We start from the raw sequence: 19,760 nt of genomic DNA on the forward strand, positions 1-19,760 counted from the left end.
TGGCTTTGGGGTGGGCGTTGTATAGGGGTTGGAGTGGCTGCCATCAGTCAAATCCAAGGCAAAAAAAAGCCTGCATCTCTGCAGGCTTTTCTCTATCTGGCTCCACGACCTGGACTCGAACCAGGGACCCAATGATTAACAGTCATTTGCTCTACCAACTGAGCTATCGCGGAATGCGCCGTATGTTACTGATTAAAAAGAAGAAGTCAAGCACCGAGGCATATTTTCCAGAATTCCCTCGGATAACCGCTGCAAACGTCTATATCGGGGTGGCCATTTCCTTGGCCAGGTCCAGCCAGGCGCGGGCGGCGGGCGGCAGGTGTGCACTGGCGCGCCACGCCAAGGCGATGTGCCAATCGGTGTGCGCCTCGTCCAGCGCAATCAGCGCGATGCCGGGTTGCTGATGCTTGTGCGCAAGCATGCGCGGCAGGAAAGCGACGCCTAGTCCCGCCGCCACCAAGTCGACGATAAAGTCGATCTGGCCGCTGCGTGCCGTTACCCTCGGCGTCACGCCCTTGCGTTCACAGGCCGCAAGGATCTTGGCATTCAGGGCGAAACCCGCTTCGAACAGGATAAACGGCGAATCCGCCAGGTCGTTGAAATCAATGCGCGTACATTGGGCCAGTGGATGGCTCATGGGCAGCACGGCCATCAGGGGTTCGTTGCGCACCGACTGGTAGTCGAAATCTTCGTCCATGGGCAACAGCAGCGCCGCCAGATCGACCTCGCCGGCTTCCAGGCATTCACGCAATTTCTTGCTGCCATATTCGGTCAGCTCGATATCGATGTCCGGATACCGCCTGCGGTAAGCGGCGAACATCGCGGCAAACAGCACGCCGCAGCCCACGGGCGGCAAGCCAATGCGCAATACACCGCGCTTGAGCCCGCGCAGGTCGTTGATCTCGGCCACCAAGTCGTTGCGTTCAGCGAGCAACACCAGCGCGCGGCGGTAGGCAATTTCGCCAGCGGCGGTCAGTTCGTTCCTGTGGCCGAGGCGATTGAGCAGCGGCGTACCCAACTCATCTTCCAGCGTCTTGACCGCCTTGCTCACGGTGGACTGAGTCAGGGACACCACCTGGGCCGCCTGGGAGAAACCGCCCTGGCGCACCACTTCGACAAAGGCGCGCAATGTTCTGAGGTTCATCGGTATTCCTTTAGCGACTGGCTGCTAGCGATAAAAGTTGTTTTTATCATGCCAGATATTTCCTTATGCTGAACCCACCTTGCCTTGTGGAGACCCTGTTGATGATCATCTCGTCCGCTTCCGATTACCGCGCAGCCGCAAAGCGCAAACTGCCGCGCTTTCTGTTCGACTACATCGACGGCGGCGCCTACGCCGAACACACGATGCGCGCCAACAGTTCGGATTTGGCCGAGATCAGCCTGCGCCAGCGCGTCCTGCGCAATGTCGACAACCTGAGCCTCAAGACCCACCTGTTCGGCCAGGAACTGGCCATGCCCGTGATCCTGAGCCCGGTGGGGCTTACCGGCATGTACGCGCGGCGCGGTGAGGTGCAAGCGGCAAAGGCAGCGGCGAATCAGGGCATTCCGTTTTGTTTGTCGACGGTATCGGTGTGTTCAATTGAAGAAGTGGCGTCGCAGAGCCCGCAGTCGATCTGGTTCCAGCTCTACGTGCTCAAGGACCGTGGGTTCATGCGCAATGCGCTGGAGCGTGCGCAGGCTGCCGGGGTCACCACACTGGTATTCACCGTGGACATGCCGACGCCTGGCGCGCGTTACCGCGATGCGCACTCCGGCATGTCCGGGCCGTTCGCGGCATCGCGACGCATGCTGCAAGCGGTCACCAAACCGCAATGGGCCTTCGACGTAGGCCTGATGGGCCGCCCTCACGACCTGGGCAATATCTCAAAATACCTCGGCAAACCTACTCATCTGGAAGATTACATCGGCTGGCTGGCCAACAACTTCGACCCGTCGATCAGTTGGAAAGACCTGGAGTGGATCCGTGAATTCTGGAAAGGCCCGATGATCATTAAAGGCATTCTCGACCCGCAGGATGCCAAGGATGCGCTGAGTTTCGGCGCCGACGGTATCGTGGTCTCCAACCACGGCGGCCGTCAGCTCGATGGCGTGCTCTCTACCGCCAGAGCCTTGCCGCCGATTGCTGATGTGGTTGGCGATGACCTGACGGTACTGGTCGACTCGGGCATCCGTTCCGGGCTGGATGTGGTGCGCATGCTCGCACTGGGTGCCAAGGCCTGCCTGCTGGGACGCGCAACGGCCTACGCGCTGGCCGCCGATGGCCAGCACGGCGTTGAAAACCTGCTGGACATCTTCGCCAAGGAGATGCGCGTGGCCATGACGCTGACCGGCGTCACGTCAATTGACCAGATTGACAGCACTACGCTGGTTCAATCAGCCAAATAACTGACGTCAGTACCCAACGACTGTTTTTACTCTGTAAAACGGTCGTTGATTTATAAGAAGTTTTAATAAGTTAAACGAAATGGCATGAATCTCGCTCTAATCCCTTTCAAGCAGGTAAGGCGATGACAAGACGTGCGGCGGTATCCAGGGGTTATAACCCATGGTAAAGCGGTTTAAACTGTTACCAATGTTTTACGGAACTGAAGGAACAGTAAGACGCTTGGCACTCGCCACTCTCACGCAGCCTGTAAGACAGTTAAGTGCTTAGAGGCAGATAGCTTATGAAAACACCGACCCAGACTCACGCAATTGACTTCGACAGTGCCAAATTGCAACGCCTGGGTTTTGGTCAGCCATCTCTCCTGCCACCCCGTCGACCGACGTCATTTGCCCAGCTTCGTCAGCAATTGAGCCAACAATTGCAAGTCAGCCTGGAGCCCCAGCGCATCCTTGGCCTGTTCTTTCGCGAGATTCAGCGCCTGGTGCCCCTGGACGCATTGCAGTATCGCCACGAAGCCAGCGACCTGCGCCTGGAATTTGGTCATCGCGGCCACCACTCGGTGAGCTATGCCTTGAGCCATGAAGGTGAGCACTTGGGCGAGCTGGTCTTTCGACGCAATCAACGCTTGCTGGAAGACGAACTGGTCCAGCTTGAAGCGTTGCTGGCAACCTTGCTTTATCCGATGCGCAATGCCCTGCTCTACCGCGCCGCCACTCGCAGTGCTCTGCGCGACCCGTTGACCGAAACCGGTAATCGCGTGGCCATGGACCAGACCCTGCAACGCGAAATCGACATGGCCCGGCGGCACATGAACCCGTTGTCCCTGCTGATGCTGGACATCGATCACTTCAAGAAGATCAACGACACTCACGGCCATGCAACCGGCGACACCGTCCTGCGCGCGGTGGCCGGGGCGATCAAGAGCCAGCTGCGCAATGTCGACATGGTGTTTCGATTTGGCGGGGAAGAGTTTCTGATCCTGCTCTCCAACACCGGCCGGGACGCGGCAGGGATGGTCGGCGAGCGCCTGCGCAAAGCGGCACAAGCTCAGGACTATTGGGCGGAGACCACACGGGTCGAACTGACGGTGAGCCTGGGGTGTTCGACGCTGTTGGCCGCCGAGTCTGCCGAAAGCCTGTTGCGCCGTGCCGACAACGCCTTGTACGTGGCCAAGCGCGAAGGGCGCAACCGCTTGGCAATGGCGGGGTAAACACCCCGCCATCACGCTTACATCACGCCTCGCTGGCGACGCGAACCTGACGTTCGCGAGTGGCCGCAGGCGCCTTTGCTTTTTCGTTCTCCAACCGCATGCAGCTTTCCAAGAACAGGTACATGTAGTCGTAGCTCTTGCACACCGCCTGACGCAGCTCTACCTGCAGGGCTTTGCTGGGGTTCGTCCCGGCCAGGGTGCAGATGATTTCTAGCGCTTCCCATGGGTGGGCGTCGTCATACTGCGCGTGCATCTTCAACCACTTCATGGCGCGCTTGCGGTCTTCCTCAGGGAAGGCTGCCGCATAAACACCGGTCGAGCACACTACCGCCGACCACTCACCGGTTGCACCTTCGATCGCGTAGTTGGTGGCGGCAATCGCGACAATCAACGAATCGGCCGAGCTGGTATGCCAGCACCAATGGCTCAGTGCGTGCAGTTCAGGCGGTACGTTCTGCGCTTGCAGTTCTTCCAGGCTGACGCCGTGGGCACGGGCCCAATGCACCCAATAGTCGGCGTGGTTGAGCTCCACGCGAATATTGCGCATCAACCACCGGCGCGCCATATCCTCCCCAGGATGACGGGCAAACTTGGTCTTGGTGAGGTTTTGTGCCATGTACAAGGCAAACTGTTCAACCACTGGCCAGCCACCGATAAGGTAATGGCGCATGGTCTTGGCGCTGAGCGTGTTGTCACGCATGCGCTGATACAGTTCGTGCTCGACAACTCGGCGCTTGCTCTCGCTACAGTCCTGGATCAATTGCTGCGCCCAGGCGGGGTAACTCGAGGCTTCCATAAGCGGGCCGGTTCTGTTGAATGTGTCGATCACTGTAAGGCTCCTTTTTAAGTGTGATTGTACAGACCAGCAAAGTTTCAGCGGAATGTGCCGGGCGCCTTGAATAACAGAGGCTGCGGCCGCACAGGTCGACACTGCAAGCTGTCAAAGGTAAACAATTGCGGGCGTTCAATCAGGTAGCCCTGAGCGTAATCCACACCTATCTCCAGTAACGCCTGTTCGATTTGCGGTGTTTCAACAAACTCGGCAATTGTGCGCTTACCCATGACATGGCCGATGTGGTTGATCACTTCGACCATAGCGCGGTTAATCGGGTCGTCCAGCATATCCTTTACGAAACTTCCATCGATCTTCAGGAAGTCTACAGGTAAATGTTTCAGATAGGCGAATGAGGACATTCCGGCGCAAAAATCGTCGAGCGAAAAATGGCAACCTAAGGCTTTGAGTTCATTAATAAACCGAATTGCACTGCCCAAATTCGCTATAGCGCTGGTTTCGGTTATTTCAAAACAAATCATTTCAGGCGGAATGCTGTAAGCCTCGAATTTCTCACGTAAAAACCCAAGAAAATCGTCATCTCCAATAGTTATTCCTGACAGATTTATCGCACACATGGCCATAGGTCGGCCCGCACGCTCGTGCATGCAACGGGCGATGATCTTGAATACGTTCTCCACCACCCAGCGGTCCAGCGAGGTCATTAAACCGTAACGTTCGGCGGCCGGGATAAAACTGTCGGGAAGGATGATCCGGCCCGCCTCGTCGTGCAGGCGCAGCAGGATTTCAATATGGCCATTGCCGCCATCGGTTTGGCCCAGCGGGGAGATTTCCTGCGCGTAGAGGCAAAAGCGATTCTCCTCCAATGCCATGTGCAGGCGCTGCACCCAAGCCATCTCGCCAAAACGCACGGATAACTCCGAGTCATCTGCGTGGTAGACCTGCACACGGTTGCGGCCCTTTTCCTTGGCCATGTAGCACGCCATGTCGGCGGCTCGTAACGAGGCTTCCAGCGTGGTCGGGGTTTGCGAAATGTGCACCAGGCCAATACTGACGGTGGTCATGAAGGGCCGCCCCTTCCACACAAAATGCAGGCTTTGTACGGTATGGCGCAGGCTCTCGGCGATCTTTTCCGCCACAGGTACCGGACAGTTCTCCAGCAGAATGCCGAACTCGTCCCCGCCCAACCGCGCCAGCGTGTCGCCCTCACGCAGGTCCGATTGCAGCAGTGCGCAGATGTGGCGCAGCAACTCATCGCCCGCCGCATGACCGCAGGTGTCGTTGACCAATTTGAACTGGTCAAGGTCGAGGAACATCAGCGCATGCCGCCCGCTTTGCTGGCGCCCCGCAGGGTGCAGCACTTGCTCAAGGCGATACTCGAATTCGCGGCGGTTGGCCAGGCCGGTCAACGCATCGTGGGTCGCTTGCCAGGAGAGGTTGGCAATGTATTGACGCTCCTGAGTCATGTCGTGCAGCACCAGCACCGCGCCGCTGACCTTGCCTGCACTGCGAATCGGCGCGCCCACCAGCGTCACTGACACGGTACTGCCGTCCAGGCGCTGGATCAGCTTCGAATGTTCGCTGCCGCCACTGAGCTGGCCCTTGATGATGTGCTCCAGCAGCGTAAAACCGTCCGGCTCGGCGTTCTCGTCCAGCAGCTTGAACAGCGCCGCCAGGGGCAGCCCTTGGGCCTGCGCCGAGCGCCAGTGAGTCAGTGCCTCTGCCGCAGGGTTCATGTAGGCAATGGCGCCGTCGACGTCGGTGGTGATCACGCCGTCGCCGATCGACTCAAGAGTGATCTGCGCTCGCTCCTTCTCCACCTGCAGCGCGTCGGCGAAGGCATGGCGCTGGGTCAGCAACTTGTGGGTGCGCAGCAGGGCCAGCACGATCAGGCCCAGTGCGGTGGCCAGGTTAGTGATCAACAGCAGACGCAGGATGACCCGCGAGCCCTCGCCCAGAGCATCACTGAAGGCCTTGGCAGCCGGCGTAACGCCGTCGTTGATGGCGGTGATGCGCGTTTTCCAGGCGTGCACGTCGGTGCTGCTGGCCTGGTCAGCGCTGATCGCCCGATGCATGGCGCGCGCCAGGTCATCCAGTTGCACCAGGTAACCGTCGCCCACGGTCCACAGCTCAATGGCCTTTTCCAGATAACTGAAATGGCGGAAGTTGAGGTACAGCCAGATCAGGCTGGAAACGTCATCAGGGTGGTTGCCGCCCTTGAGGATACCCAGGCGCGCGGCCGTCAGGTCGGGGGTGGGCCGGTCGAGGGCAATGCGCAATTCATGCCCGCCCTGGGGCACTGAGATGGCTTGCTGGTATTTGAGGTAAGTGGCCGGATCACGGTTGTCGGCGTAAAGGGTCAGGTAGTAGATCGCATCTTTCTGGCCCTTGGACCACAGGCTTTCACCGGCCACATACCCGCGTACCGCCGAGAGCATGTAAAGGCTGACGCAACCCAGCAATGCCTGGAACAGTACCACCGCGATAAACGGCCAGACGATGCCCAACAACCGAGGCGTACTTAACGTCGTTCCGAGAGTGCGCTTTTGCTTCATGAGGTCCCTTGCACAAGCACTACCAAAAACAGGCGAGTGATTAACGCTCCTGACAGCACAATCTTGGCTAAATTCGCTCGATCCGCTCAAGGGCGCCGGCTCGATTCAGCGCCTGAACCTTGAACGGCGCAGGAAAGCCGCTATTTCCTGGGGAGACTCTTGTGCCTGCCAGAGTCAATCATTGCAAACCCAACATCACCTAACTTGCTGCAAATGTCCGTAGAGCTTGGCGTACAGGCCACCGTCAGCGATCAACTGCTGATGATCGCCATCCTCGGCGATGTGCCCACCATCAAACACCAGTACCCGGTCAGCCTGTTTCACCGCTGAAAGCCGGTGCGCGATGATCAGTGTAGTACGCCCACTGAGAAACCGCGCCAGCGCCTGGTGCAGGTTGTACTCGGTGGCGGCGTCCAGGGCGGACGTGGCCTCATCCAGAATCACTACTTTGGGCTCGGCCAACACCATTCGCGCAATGGCCAGGCGTTGACGTTGACCGCCGGAAAAGCGTACGCCGGAGCGCCCCACTACGCTGTCCAGCCCCAACGGCAGTGCCTTGACGGTAGCATCCAACTGGGCGATTTCCAGTGCCTGCCAACAGGCCTGGTCGCTGCGGGTGCGCCCCATGGTCAGGTTGGCACGCACGGTGTCGTTGAACAACGCCGGGTGTTGCAGCACCACGGCGACGTTTTCGCGGATGGTCGCAAGCCCGATTTCCTGCTGGGTGGCACCGCCGAAGCGAATGCTGCCGGCTTGCGGCGTATACAGCCCCAGCAGCAGTTGCACCAGAGTACTTTTGCCGCCGCCACTGGCGCCGACAATCGCGACCTTCTCACCCGGCGCAATGGCCAGGTTCAACTGGTCGAGCACCAGCTCGTCGCCGTAGCCGAAATCCAGGCCGCGCACCTCGATGCCGACGGTCTCACGCCCGGTGAACGGGTCTGCGCCGCCGGCATACTGCGGCTCGTCGGCGCGCGCCAGCAGCTCGTTGATCCGCGTCAGCGCCCCGCCCGCCGCGTAGTAAGCGTATTGCAGGTTCAACAGTTGCTCCACCGGCCCGATCATGAACCACAGGTAGCTGAACACCGCGAGCATCTGGCCGATGGACAGGTCGGAAAACAGCACGGTGAGCATCGCCGCTGCGCGGAAGATGTCGATGCCAAACTGAAACAACAAGCCACTGGCACGGCTGGAGGCGTCGGTTTTCCATTGGGAGTGGATCGCGTAGTCGCGCACTTCCTGGGCGCGCTGGCCAAGGCGCCCGAGGAAAAAGCCCTGGCGGTTGCCCGCACGCACTTCCTGAATCGCGTCGAGGGTTTCGGTCAACGCCTGGGTAAAGCGCGACGTGCTGTCGTTTTCAAGCTTCTTCAAGTGTTTGACGCGTTTGCCCAGCTGTACCGTGGCGTAGATCACCAGCGGATTGAACAGCAGGATCAGCAGCGCCAGCTGCCAGTGCATCCACACCAGAATCGCCGACGTGCCGACCAGCGTGAGCATGGCCACCAGGAAGCGGCTGAGGGTCTCGCCGACAAATTTGTCCAGCGTATCCAGGTCGGTGACCAGGTGCGTGGTGACCGTGCCGCTGCCCAGGCTTTCGTATTCGCCAAGGGAAATGCGCTTGAGCCGCTCGATCAGGCGCACGCGAATGCGATAGACAATGTCCTTCGCCAGCCGCGCAAACAGCCGCGCCTGCACCACATTGAACACCAGTGCGCCGCAACGCAGGCACAGTGTCACCAACAACATCAGGCCGATATAACCGGCAGCTTTCTGCCAGCCCAGGGGCAACGCGTTGTTCATCACCTTGAGCGCGGCATCGCCACGGCCCAGCAACACTTCGTCGACCAGCAGAGGCAACAGCAAGGGAATCGGCACGCTGCACAACGTCGCCAGCACAGCGACGCCATTGGCAATCCACAGCGATTTTTTGTGGCGCAGGGCCAGACGGCGAATTTCCGCCCAGGTCAGTCGGTCGGTACGGTCGGGCTGGTCATGCACAGGTGGCTCGCTCCAACCAGCGGGCGAGCAATGGCGACAGCTCGGACAGCGGCTGGTAGCCGTTGGTCAACAAGGCCAACTGACCGTTACGCTCCGCCAGAAGGGTCGGAAAACCGGCAATGCCCAAATCCTGCACCCAGGTGAAATCAGCGGCCGTCGCGGCGTGCTGCTCGGCGCGGTCGAACGCGCCGGCAAACTCGATACGCGGGATGCCCGCCTCCTCGGCCAGTTCGACCAGCACGCTGGCCAGGGTCAGATCGCGGCCCTCGACGTAAAACGCGCGCTGGATCAGCCCCAGCAGCTTCCACGCGCAATCCGGCGCCAGGCTGCGCGCCGTGACGATGGCGCGGCACGCGGGCTCGGTGTCATAGACAAAACCATCGGGCAACGCGCCTTCACGTGTGAACGGCTGACCGGTGGCCTCGGTGACCGCCTGCCAGTGCTCAAGGATGTAGCGCCGGGTGGTCGGCTCCAATGCCGCGCCACTGCCGGTGCGCAAACCACCCACCACCAGGTGCAGCTCAACGCCCGCAGCCTGGGCCTGCTCGACCAACGCCTCGGCCACCGGGGCAAAGCCCCAGCACCAGGAACACATCGGGTCCATCACATAGAGCAGGCGCGCGGGCATGGGTCAGGCCTCGGAAGGGGTTTGCTTATAGTTGAAGCCAATCGGGTGCGGCATATTGCGGGCCTTGGCCAGCTCGATCTGCTTTTGCCGGTCAATCGCGCTGCGACGGGTCTTCTCCGGCAGCTTATCCCAGCAATGCGGGCAGCTGATGCCAGCCACATAGTGCTCGGACGCGCGGTCTTCGACGCTCACCGGTGTACGGCAGGCATGACATTGATCGTAGTCGCCTTCGCTCAAGTCGTGGCGCACGGTCACGCGGTTGTCGAACACAAAGCAGTCGCCCTGCCATTTGGTCTCTGCCTGCGGCACCTCTTCGAGGTACTTCAGAATGCCGCCCTTGAGGTGGTAAACCTCGTCAAAGCCTTCGCTGAGCATGTAGCTCGAAGCCTTTTCACAGCGAATGCCGCCGGTGCAGAACATGGCGACTTTCTTGTGCTTGGCCGGGTCGAAGTTGGCTTTGATGTAGTCGGGAAATTCGCGAAAACTGGTAGTTTTCGGGTCAATCGCGCCTTCAAAGGTGCCAATGGACACTTCGTAATCGTTACGGGTGTCGATCAACAGCACTTCCGGGTCGCTGATCAGCGCGTTCCAGTCCTGCGGGTCAACATAGGTGCCGACTTTTTTGTTCGGGTCGACGCCTTCGACGCCCAGGGTCACGATCTCTTTCTTGAGCTTGACCTTGGTGCGATAGAACGGCTGCTCATCGCAGTACGACTCTTTGTGGTCGATGTCGTCCATGCGTGGGTCGTTCTTCAGCCAGGCCATCAGGCCATCGATGCCTTCGCGGCTGCCGGAAACGGTGCCGTTGATGCCTTCTTCGGCGATCAGCAACGTGCCTTTGATGCCGTTGTCGACCATCGCCTGCAGCAGTGGCTCGCGCAGGGCGACGTAATCTTCGAGGGTGACGAACTTATACAGTGCCGCCACGACAATCGGTTGAGTCATGGGTGTTCTCTCCAGGTGGCTACCCTCGTAAGGGGTGAACCGGATAACGGCAGCTGGGTTTTTTAGCCGCAAGCTGCAAGTAAAAGCAAAAAAAACGCGCCGACTAGGCGGCGCGTTGGGGATTGTAGCAAGAAGGCAGCTGCGAGGGCTCTAATCTTGTCGCGTGCAGCTGACAACTTGTGGCTGCTTCAATGCCCTCCGGCGCAGGTCGGCGAGGCCGGGGCTGCGTCGATTTTCGCCCATTCTTCAGGCGTGTAGGTATGCAGCGCCAACGCATGAAACTCGCTCATCAGGTCACCCAGCGTGGCGTAGACCGTCTGATGGCGCTTGACGCGGTTAAGCCCTTCGAACTGCTGGCTGACCAGCACGGCCTTGAAGTGGGTCTGCAACCCACGGCTGTGCATATGGCTTTCGTCCAGCACGCTCACGTGTTGCGGGCTCAGGGCGGCGAGCGCCGTTTCGATACGCTGTTGCATGGTCATTCCTGCTTACTTCTTCTTGGCCGGTGCGGCGGCTTTTGGCGCCAGCTCGTTGGTCATGTCTTCCAACAGCTTGTTGACTACCGGCACAGCGCTTTCCAGCTTGGCCTGGGTCATCTGGGCCGATTGCTGGGTCAGTTGCGGCATTTTTTCCAGGACTTTTTTACCCAGTGGCGACTGGTAGAAGGCAACCAGATCCTTAAGTTCGGATTCGCTGAAGTTGGTGGTGTAGAGCTTGACCATGTCCGGCTTCAGCTTCGGCCAGCCGATGGCTTGGTCCAGCGCGGCGTTGGCCTTGGCCTGGTAGCTGTCCAGTACGGACTGCTTGGCGGCAGGCGCCTTGGTCTGTTCGAAACGCTGGGCGAACATTTGCTGCACTTGCATGTACACCGGGGTACCCAGCTTGTCAGCGTGGGCCAGGGTAAGGAAGGCTTCGGCACTGGCGTTATGGCTGGCGGTATCGGCAAAAACTTGGCCGCTGGCGCAAACCAGAGCAACCGCGGTACAGATGGCACGAAGACGAGTCATCGAGTTTCCTTTTCTAGCAGGCGAGGTAAGACCCCAAGGGCGACCATTCTGCGCCTAAAAAACCTCGCGGCTCAACCCCAGGCCTTGTTCGGCCTGGATTTGCAGGACTTGCCTGCGATGAAAAGTCTTTTATGGAACCCCCAAGGCCTATCACGGCCTAAACTGCGCAAACGAACCTGAAGGAGTGTGCCCGATGAGCCGTATCGAAACCGACAGCCTGGGAGAAGTGCATGTCCCGGATGACGCTTACTGGGGCGCGCAGACCCAACGCTCGCTGGTGAATTTCGCCATCGGCGAGCAACGCATGCCTTTGGCCGTGCTGCATGCCCTGGCCCTGATCAAGAAGGCAGCGGCGCGGGTCAACGACCGCAACGGCGACTTGCCTGCCGATATCGCCCGCCTGATCGAACAGGCCGCTGATGAAGTGCTCGACGGTCAACATGACGATCAGTTCCCACTGGTGGTCTGGCAGACCGGCAGCGGCACCCAGAGCAACATGAACGCCAACGAAGTCATCGCCGGCCGCGCCAACGAACTGTCGGGCCAGACCCGCGGCGGCAAAAGCCCGGTGCACCCGAACGATCATGTCAACCGCTCCCAAAGCTCCAACGACTGCTTCCCCACCGCCATGAGTATCGCGACGGTGCAGGCGATCAACACGCAACTGCTGCCGGCGATCACCAACCTGTCGGGTGGGCTGGCGGAACTGTCGGCGCGGCACATGAAACTGGTCAAGACCGGCCGCACCCACATGATGGACGCCACGCCAATCACTTTTGGCCAGGAAGTCTCGGCGTTTATCGCCCAGCTCGACTACGCCGAACGCGCGATCCGCAGCGCCCTGCCCCCGGTGTGCGAACTGGCCCAGGGCGGCACCGCCGTCGGCACCGGGCTCAACTCGCCCCACGGCTTTGGCGAGGCGATTGCTGCCGAGTTGGCCGCCTTGTCGGGGTTGCCCTTTGTGACCGCCCCGAACAAATTCGCCGCCCTCTCCGGCCACGAGCCGCTGGTAACCCTGCACGGCGCGCTGAAAACCCTGGCCGTGGCGCTGATGAAAATCGCCAACGACCTGCGCCTGCTCGGCTCCGGCCCGCGCGCCGGGTTGGCCGAGGTCAAGTTGCCAGCCAACGAGCCGGGCAGTTCGATCATGCCGGGCAAGGTCAACCCGACCCAATGCGAAGCGCTGTCGATGCTGGCCTGCCAGGTGCTGGGCAATGACGTGACCATCGGCATTGCCGCCAGCCAGGGGCACTTGCAGTTGAACGTGTACAAGCCGGTGATCATCCACAATCTGCTGGAATCGATCCGCCTGCTGGCCGACGGTTGCAACAACTTCCAGGAACACTGCATTGCCGGCCTTGAGCCGGATGCAGAACAAATGGCCGAACACCTGGAACGCGGCCTGATGCTGGTGACCGCGCTCAACCCGCACATTGGCTACGACAAGTCGGCGCAGATCGCCAAGAAGGCGTATGCCGAGGGCCTGACGCTACGTGAAGCCGCGCTGGCGCTGGGCTTCTTGACTGATGAAGAGTTCGACCAGTGGGTACGCCCGGAAAACATGCTCGAAGCCGGCCACTAACCTCAGGTTTTTGATCTGCTTGTGATCTAAGGCGCCCCGTTAACCACGCTGGCTGCACACCGAGCCTAGGCGAGGTGCCGAGTGGTGGGGCGAGGACCTTTTGCTTACTTTTGGCTGGGCCGGCATTCCGGTCCCTCCAAAAGTGAGCCGCTGTAAGAGCGGAACCCTAGGTAGCCGTTACCGCAGCAAAGGGTATGTACGCCGACTAATATCCCAGCCAACTGACATGCCGCCTTCGCGAGCAAGCCCGCTCCCACAGTTAACAGTGTTGCGTCAGCGAGATACGGGGCGCGCCAGAGGCCGCCATCGCAGGCAAGCCAGCGCCCACATTTACACCGGTTTACCACCCTAAAGCCGCGGCGACGACCCGGCCGCCACGCCAGGCATCAAGACGCCAGCCGCACCCGCCGAGCCCTGAGCCCCGCCAGCAACGACGGCGCCAGCGCCACCGTCGCCGACCCCAGCACCACCACCAGCGCCCCGACATAGCCCAAGGCGTTGATCTCTTCGGCCTGCACGAACGCCGGCCATAACCACGCTGCCAACGCCACTGCCACAAACGTCACCAACGGCGTCAGCGCCAACGTCGCACTGACCCGCGAGGCCTCCCAATGCGCCAACGCCTCGGCAAACGCGCCGTAAGCCACCAGCGTATTCATGCAGCACGCCAGCAACAGCCAGCCTTGCAGCGGGCTCAACTGCAGCGCCTCCAGCGGATGCGCCCACGGCGTGAGCAGCGCGGCGCACGACAGGTAGATCACCATCATCACCTGCAGCGAATTCCATACCGTCAGCAACTGCTTCTGGCCCAAGGCGTAAAACACCCAGGTGGTAGTGGCGAGCAGAATCGTCAGCACCCCGGCGGTGTAGGTGCCCAAGGACGTGAGCATTTCCACCAGGCGTTGGTTGAAGAACAGCCCGAAGCCGATGATCAACACCACCAGGCCCACACCCTGCCCCAGGCTGAAACGCTCCTTGAACACAAACACGCTGGCGACCATCAGAAAGATCGGCCCCATCTGCACCACCAACTGGGCTGTGCCGGGGCTGAGCATCTTCAGGCCTACCAGGTACAACACGTAATTGCCCACCAGCCCGCACACCGCCATGGCTACCAGCCAACCGCCCTTGGGGCCGAGCACTTTGCGGCTGGGCAGGCGCTGGGTGAAGGCCAAGTAGATAAACAAGCAGCTACCGGCGACGACCAGGCGAAACCAGGTGACGGTGACCGGGTCCATCACCCGCAGCACTTGTTTGAGTTTGATCGGCAGGATGCCCCACAGGAACGCGGTCAGCAGGGTCAAGCCAAAGCCATAGACCCAGCGGCCGGAAGAGATGTGCATGAGTGCCCCGAATGCCTGAGGAAGTGGAACGGGCATTCTAGGGGCAAGCGCACGAATTGGGATACGACACAATTCAAATGTGGGAGCGGGCAAGCCCGCTCCCACATTTTTAAGCCGGGTTTCTTCAGTGAGATCTAGCGTACCGCTTCGAAGAGCCCGGTGGCGCCCATGCCGCCGCCCACGCACATGGTGACGATGCCGTAACGCAGGTTGCGCCGTTGCAGCTCGCGCACCAAATGCCCGACTTGTCGCGAACCGGTCATGCCGAACGGATGCCCGATGGAAATCGAGCCGCCATTGACGTTGTATTTGGCGTTGTCGATCTCCAGGCGGTCACGCGCATACAGGCACTGCGAGGCAAACGCCTCGTTGAGTTCCCACAGGTCGATATCCGCGACCTGCAAGCCCTTGGCCTTGAGCAACTTGGGCACCGAGAACACCGGGCCAATGCCCATCTCGTCCGGCTCGCAACCGGCCACGGTAAACCCGCGGAAAAACGCCTTGGGCTTGAGCCCCAGTGCCAGGGCTTTTTCCAGGCTCATCACCAGTGTCATCGACGCGCCATCGGAAAGCTGCGAGGAGTTGCCAGCCGTCACCGAACCGTCTTCGGCGAACACCGGGTTCAGCCCTTGCAGGCTGGCCAGCGTGGTGTCCGGGCGGTTGCAGTCATCGCGATCCACCACGCCTTCAAGGATCTGCACCGCGCCGGTGTGCTTGTCCTCAACCTTGTAGGTGACCGGCATCGGCACGATTTCATCGTCGAACAAACCGTCAGCCTGAGCCTGCGCGGTGCGCTGCTGGCTCTGCAGGGCGTAACGGTCCTGAGCTTCGCGGCTGACGTTATAGCGACGCGCGACGATTTCGGCGGTCTGGCCCATCGGGAAGTAGATGCCCGGCACCTGCTCTTTCAGCAGCGGGTTGATCAGGTTGTCGGTGTTGACGCTTTTGAGGGTCAGGCTGATCGATTCGACGCCACCGGCGACGATGATGTCGCTGCAACCCGAGGCAATCTGGTTGGCCGCGATCGCGATCGCCTGCAAGCCCGAGGAGCAGAAGCGGTTGAGGGTCATGCCGGCCGTGCCGGTGCCCAATTGCGAGAGCACTGCCACATTGCGCCCGATGTTGTAGCCCTGCGCGCCTTCATTGGAACCGGCACCGACGATGCAATCCTCGACCGTCGCCGGGTCGATGCCATTGCGGCTCAGCAGTGCATTCACGCAATGGGCCGCCATGTCGTCGGGACGGGTCTGGTTGAACTTGCCACGAAAGGATTTGGCCAGGCCGGTTCGCACACTGTCGACGATCACTACTTCACGCATGGGCTACCTCGATCTTGTCGTTGTTGGGAGATCAACCGAGGATAAATCCACGCCCTCCCCACCGCGATGATCATTCACCCCGCCTATACAAAAGCATGGCAATGAGCAGGCTGGTTCTGCCAAGTGGGATGTTGTGGCGGACACGCTGGTTGTGGCGAGCAGGCTTGCCCTGCGTTGGGGCGCGAAGCGGCCCTGATCCAGACGCCGCGCTCTTTCATTTAGAACGCATTGACCGACGATGGGGCCGCTTCGCAGCCCAACGCAGGGCAAGCCTGCTCACCACAAAAAGCCTGCCTGCCACAGGTCAGCGCCCGCCAACGCTATTTTTTCTTTTTCTTCTTGTCGTGCTTGTCGGTTTTGTCGAACGCCTCTTCCAGCGCGCGGTTGATGGTGCGCAACACCTTGACCCGCGCCCAGCGCTTGTCGTTGGCTTCCACCAGCGTCCAGGGCGAGACTTCAGTGCTGGTACGGTCGACCATATCGCCCACGGCGGCACGGTAGGCGTCCCACTTGTCGCGGTTGCGCCAGTCGTCTTCGGTGATCTTGAAGCGCTTGAACGGGATATTCTCGCGGGCCTGAAAGCGCTCCAGCTGGGTGTCCTTGTCAATCGCCAGCCAGAACTTGACCACGATCACACCGGCGTCGCGCAGCTGCTCTTCAAAGTCATTGATCTCGCCATAGGCACGCATCCAGTCCGCCGGGGTGCAGAAACCTTCGATGCGCTCCACCAGCACCCGCCCGTACCACGAGCGGTCGAACACCGTGAACATGCCGCGCGCCGGAATCTTCTGCCAGAACCGCCACAGGTACGGTTGGGCACGCTCGTCTTCACTCGGCGCGGCAATCGGCACGATGTGGTACTGACGCGGGTCCAGCGCCGCCGCCACACGCCGGATCGCCCCGCCCTTGCCCGCCGCATCGTTACCTTCGAACACGGTAACCAGCGCGTGCTTGCGCATGCGTTTGTCACGCATCAGGCCGGAGAAACGCGCCTGCTCGGTGATCAGCTGTTCTTCGTAATCGTCCTTGTCCAGGCTCAAAGTCATGTCGAGGCTGTCGAGCAGGCTCTTCTGATCCACCGAGGCCAACAACGGCGCCGGGTTCATGCCGCTGGCCTTGCCCTTGGGCAACTTCAGCGCATTTTGCAGGCTTTCGAGCAGGATCTTGCCCACGGTGAGGCTGCGGTAGTGCGCATCTACGCCTTCGATCACATGCCATGGCGCGTAGTCGCGACTGGTGCGGCGCAGGATGCGCTCACCAAAATGCACAAATTTGTCGTAGGTCTGGGACTGCTGCCAGTCCAGCGGGCTGATGCGCCAGCTGTGCAGCGGGTCATCGGCCAACGCCTTGAGCCGCGCTTTCATCTGTTTCTTGGACAGGTGGAACCAGAACTTGAAGATCAGCGCACCTTCGTCGCAGAGCATCTTTTCGAGGCGCTCGGCACCGGCGATGGCCTGGTCCAGGCGTGCATCCTTGATCTCGCCGTGCACACGGCTTTGCAGCATCTGGCTGTACCAATTGCCGAAAAAAATGCCCATGCGGCCTTTGGCCGGCAATTGCCGCCAGTAGCGCCAGGCCGGTGGGCGCGCCAGTTCTTCGTCGGTCTGCTGGTCAAACGTGCGCACTTCGATCAGGCGCGGGTCCATCCATTCGTTGAGCAGCTTGACGGTCTCGCCCTTGCCGGCGCCCTCAATGCCGTTGATCAAGATAATCACCGGGAAGCGCTTCTGCTGCTGCAGCTCGTACTGCACTTCCAGCAACGCTTCGCGCAGGGCCGGCACTTCGGCTTCATAGGTGTCTTTGTCGATGGCGTGACCGATTTCGGCGGATTCGAACATGGGCAGCTCCGTTTCAAGATGGATCAAGACTAGCGGATTGGGCAACAACGCGCGGGAGGAAATTCCACGCCAACGTGCCGTGGGTCAATTCAAAGCCCATTGATCAGCTAGAATGGCCGCCTTGCTGTTGCCCGCTGTTATTTTATGAGCCGCCCATGACCCCCATCACCCACGCCCAGCTCGACTGGGACGACCAAGGTCGCCCGCACTCGCGGGTGTTCGACGATGTGTATTTTTCCGACCAGTCGGGCCTTGAAGAAACCCGCTACGTGTTCCTCGAACAGAACCGTCTGCAGGCGCGCTTTGCCGCCCTGCCGGTGAACGGGCGACTGGTGATCGGCGAAACGGGGTTTGGCACCGGCTTGAACTTTCTGTGCGCCTGGCAGCTGTTCGAACAGCACGCGGTGGCGGGCGCGCGTCTGCATTTTGTCAGCGTGGAAAAGTACCCGCTGAGCCACGCCGACCTGCAACGCGCCCTCGCCCTCTGGCCGGAGCTTGCGCCCTTCGCCGAGCAACTGCTGGCGCACTACATTGCCATCCACCCAGGCTTCCAGCGGCTTGTGCTGGATAACGGCCGCGTGACGCTGACCCTGTTGATCGGCGATGCCCTGGAGCAGTTGCCGCAACTGGATGCCCAGGTCGATGCGTGGTTTCTCGACGGCTTCGCCCCGGCAAAAAATCCCGACATGTGGACCGCCGAACTGTTTGCCGAACTGGCCCGCCTGGCGGCACCCGGCTCGACCATCAGCACCTTTACCAGCACCGGCTGGGTACGCCGGCTGATCAACGCCGCCGGGTTCAAGATGAAACGCACGCCAGGCATCGGGCATAAGTGGGAGATCCTGCGCGGTGAATTCCTCGGTTGGCCGGCCGAAACGCCGCCACCGGCCCACAGCAAACCGTGGTTCGCCCGCCCGGCGCCGGTACCTGGTGAGCGCAGCGCCCTGGTAATCGGCGGCGGCCTGGCCGGGTGCGCCACCGCGGCCAGCCTGGCGGCACGTGGCTGGCGCGTGAGCCTGCTGGAGCGCCACGGCGCCCTGGCCCAGGAAGCGTCGGGCAACCCGCAAGGCGTGCTTTACCTCAAGCTCTCGGCTCATGGCACGGCGCTTTCGCAACTGATCCTCAGCGGTTTCGGCCACACGCGACGCTTGCTTGAGCACCTGCACCGCGGCGTCGATTGGGACGGTTGCGGCGTGCTGCAACTGGCCTTCAACGCCAAGGAAGCCGAGCGCCAGGCCCAACTGGCCGCCGCGTTTGCGCCGGGCCTGCTGCACCTGCTTGACCAGGCTCAAGCCCAGGCACGCGCCGGCGTGGCGCTCGAACACGGCGGGCTGTTTTACCCCGAAGGCGGCTGGGTGCACCCGCCAGCATTATGCCAATGGCAAGCGCAGCACCCGTTGATCGACGTGCTGCCGCATCACGAAGCCCTTGAGTTGCAGCGCGTTGACGGTCAATGGCAAGCCCTGGCCGGCGACACCCTGCTGGCGAGCGCGAGCGTGGTGGTGCTGGCAGGTGCTGCCGAGATCAAGCGGTTTGCGTTCAGTGCCGACCTGCCGCTCAAACGCATTCGCGGGCAGATCACACGGCTGGCAGAAACGACGGCGAGCCAGGCGCTGGCCACCGTGGTGTGCGCCGAAGGCTATGTCGCCCCTGCGCGCCTGGGTGAACACACCTTGGGCGCCAGCTTCGACTTCAAGAGCGACGACCTGACGCCCACTGCCGCCGAGCACGCCGGTAATCTGGAGATGCTGCGGGAAATCTCCCTCGACCTGGCCGACCGTCTCGGCGCCGATGCCTGCCCTGCCGAGCACCTGGAAGGCCGCGCCGCCTTCCGCTGCACCAGCCCCGACTACCTACCGATTGTCGGGCCGCTGGCCGAACGCGAGGCGTTCGACCAGGCCTACGCGGTCCTGCGCAAGGACGCTCGCCATGTGCCGCCCACACCCTGCCCATGGCTGGACGGCGTTTACATCAACAGCGGCCATGGCTCGCGTGGTCTGGTCACCGCGCCGCTGTGCGCCGAACTGCTGGCAGCCTGGCTGGACGCCGAACCCTTGCCCTTGCCCAGCAGCGTGGCCGAAGCTTGCCACCCCAACCGTTTTGCCTTGCGCGCGCTGATCCGCAGCAACGCCGGCAAGCCTTAGACCTGGCCG

At 61.1% G+C, this 19,760-nt stretch carries 15 protein-coding genes and 1 tRNA gene; 4 read left to right on the forward strand and 12 right to left on the reverse strand.

Going from position 1 to position 19,760, the window contains the following annotated elements; all coding sequences use genetic code 11:
* Positions 1-97 precede the first annotated feature (97 nt).
* A tRNA-Asn gene (locus NTD89_RS12220) sits at positions 98-173 on the reverse strand.
* Between the two features lie 86 nt (positions 174-259).
* The gene (locus NTD89_RS12225) at positions 260-1,144 is read right to left on the reverse strand and encodes a LysR family transcriptional regulator (RefSeq protein WP_262207910.1); all 885 of its coding nucleotides are present in this window, start codon (positions 1,142-1,144) and stop codon (positions 260-262) included.
* Between the two features lie 101 nt (positions 1,145-1,245).
* On the opposite strand from NTD89_RS12225, the gene lldD reads away from it, so the two are divergent.
* Together lldD and NTD89_RS12235 are read left to right on the forward strand one after the other, a co-directional pair.
* Positions 1,246-2,388 (forward strand): FMN-dependent L-lactate dehydrogenase LldD, encoded by a 1,143-nt coding sequence (lldD, locus tag NTD89_RS12230; protein ID WP_262207912.1) that lies wholly within the window; start codon positions 1,246-1,248, stop codon positions 2,386-2,388.
* Positions 2,389-2,669: 281 nt separating this feature from the next.
* A complete protein-coding gene (locus NTD89_RS12235; RefSeq protein ID WP_145158725.1) occupies positions 2,670-3,599 on the forward strand; it encodes a GGDEF domain-containing protein in 930 nt (309 codons plus the stop codon).
* Positions 3,600-3,621: 22 nt separating this feature from the next.
* Here the strand turns inward: NTD89_RS12235 and NTD89_RS12240 are convergent, their stop codons facing one another.
* The 7 genes from NTD89_RS12240 to NTD89_RS12270 all read right to left on the reverse strand — a co-directional run bounded on the left by NTD89_RS12240 (position 3,622) and on the right by NTD89_RS12270 (position 11,525).
* On the reverse strand, positions 3,622-4,395 hold the full coding sequence (locus NTD89_RS12240; RefSeq protein WP_410017210.1) for a TenA family transcriptional regulator: 774 nt from the start codon (positions 4,393-4,395) through the stop codon (positions 3,622-3,624).
* 77 nt (positions 4,396-4,472) lie between these two features.
* Positions 4,473-6,947 carry an EAL domain-containing protein gene (locus tag NTD89_RS12245; RefSeq protein ID WP_262207917.1) on the reverse strand — a complete coding sequence of 825 codons (2,475 nt, stop codon included), beginning with the start codon at positions 6,945-6,947 and terminating at the stop codon, positions 4,473-4,475.
* A gap of 195 nt (positions 6,948-7,142) precedes the next feature.
* A complete protein-coding gene (locus NTD89_RS12250; protein WP_145158731.1) occupies positions 7,143-8,945 on the reverse strand; it encodes an ABC transporter ATP-binding protein in 1,803 nt (600 codons plus the stop codon).
* Entirely contained in the window at positions 8,938-9,540 is a 603-nt protein-coding gene (locus NTD89_RS12255) for a DsbA family protein (RefSeq protein WP_262207952.1), read from the reverse strand. Before NTD89_RS12255 ends, NTD89_RS12250 begins: the two co-directional genes overlap by 8 nt.
* A gap of 36 nt (positions 9,541-9,576) precedes the next feature.
* The gene (locus NTD89_RS12260; protein ID WP_131700399.1) at positions 9,577-10,518 is read right to left on the reverse strand and encodes a rhodanese-related sulfurtransferase; all 942 of its coding nucleotides are present in this window, start codon (positions 10,516-10,518) and stop codon (positions 9,577-9,579) included.
* Positions 10,519-10,706: 188 nt separating this feature from the next.
* Entirely contained in the window at positions 10,707-11,000 is a 294-nt protein-coding gene (locus NTD89_RS12265) for a BolA family protein (RefSeq protein ID WP_262207922.1), read from the reverse strand.
* A 6-nt stretch (positions 11,001-11,006) separates the two neighbouring features.
* The gene (locus tag NTD89_RS12270) at positions 11,007-11,525 is read right to left on the reverse strand and encodes a DUF2059 domain-containing protein (RefSeq protein ID WP_003175221.1); all 519 of its coding nucleotides are present in this window, start codon (positions 11,523-11,525) and stop codon (positions 11,007-11,009) included.
* Positions 11,526-11,718: 193 nt separating this feature from the next.
* Here NTD89_RS12270 and NTD89_RS12275 point away from each other — a divergent pair, with 193 nt between their 5' ends.
* The gene (locus NTD89_RS12275; protein WP_242195464.1) at positions 11,719-13,107 is read left to right on the forward strand and encodes a class II fumarate hydratase; all 1,389 of its coding nucleotides are present in this window, start codon (positions 11,719-11,721) and stop codon (positions 13,105-13,107) included.
* 386 nt (positions 13,108-13,493) lie between these two features.
* On the opposite strand, the gene NTD89_RS12280 is transcribed toward NTD89_RS12275, so the two are convergent.
* The 3 genes from NTD89_RS12280 to pap form a co-directional block, all read right to left on the reverse strand.
* On the reverse strand, positions 13,494-14,450 hold the full coding sequence (locus NTD89_RS12280; protein WP_145158737.1) for a DMT family transporter: 957 nt from the start codon (positions 14,448-14,450) through the stop codon (positions 13,494-13,496).
* A 134-nt stretch (positions 14,451-14,584) separates the two neighbouring features.
* Positions 14,585-15,769, reverse strand: a complete 1,185-nt coding sequence (locus tag NTD89_RS12285; RefSeq protein WP_262207924.1) for a thiolase family protein — start codon at positions 15,767-15,769, stop codon at positions 14,585-14,587.
* A 320-nt stretch (positions 15,770-16,089) separates the two neighbouring features.
* The gene (gene pap, locus NTD89_RS12290; RefSeq protein ID WP_145158741.1) at positions 16,090-17,607 is read right to left on the reverse strand and encodes a polyphosphate:AMP phosphotransferase; all 1,518 of its coding nucleotides are present in this window, start codon (positions 17,605-17,607) and stop codon (positions 16,090-16,092) included.
* Positions 17,608-17,762: 155 nt separating this feature from the next.
* Between pap and mnmC the strand changes: the two genes are divergently transcribed.
* A complete protein-coding gene (gene mnmC / locus NTD89_RS12295; protein WP_262207926.1) occupies positions 17,763-19,751 on the forward strand; it encodes a bifunctional tRNA (5-methylaminomethyl-2-thiouridine)(34)-methyltransferase MnmD/FAD-dependent 5-carboxymethylaminomethyl-2-thiouridine(34) oxidoreductase MnmC in 1,989 nt (662 codons plus the stop codon).
* Positions 19,752-19,760: the final 9 nt, after the last annotated feature.

The sequence above is a fragment of the Pseudomonas sp. 14P_5.3_Bac1 genome (assembly GCF_025466135.1).
Taxonomy (GTDB): Bacteria; Pseudomonadota; Gammaproteobacteria; order Pseudomonadales; family Pseudomonadaceae; genus Aquipseudomonas.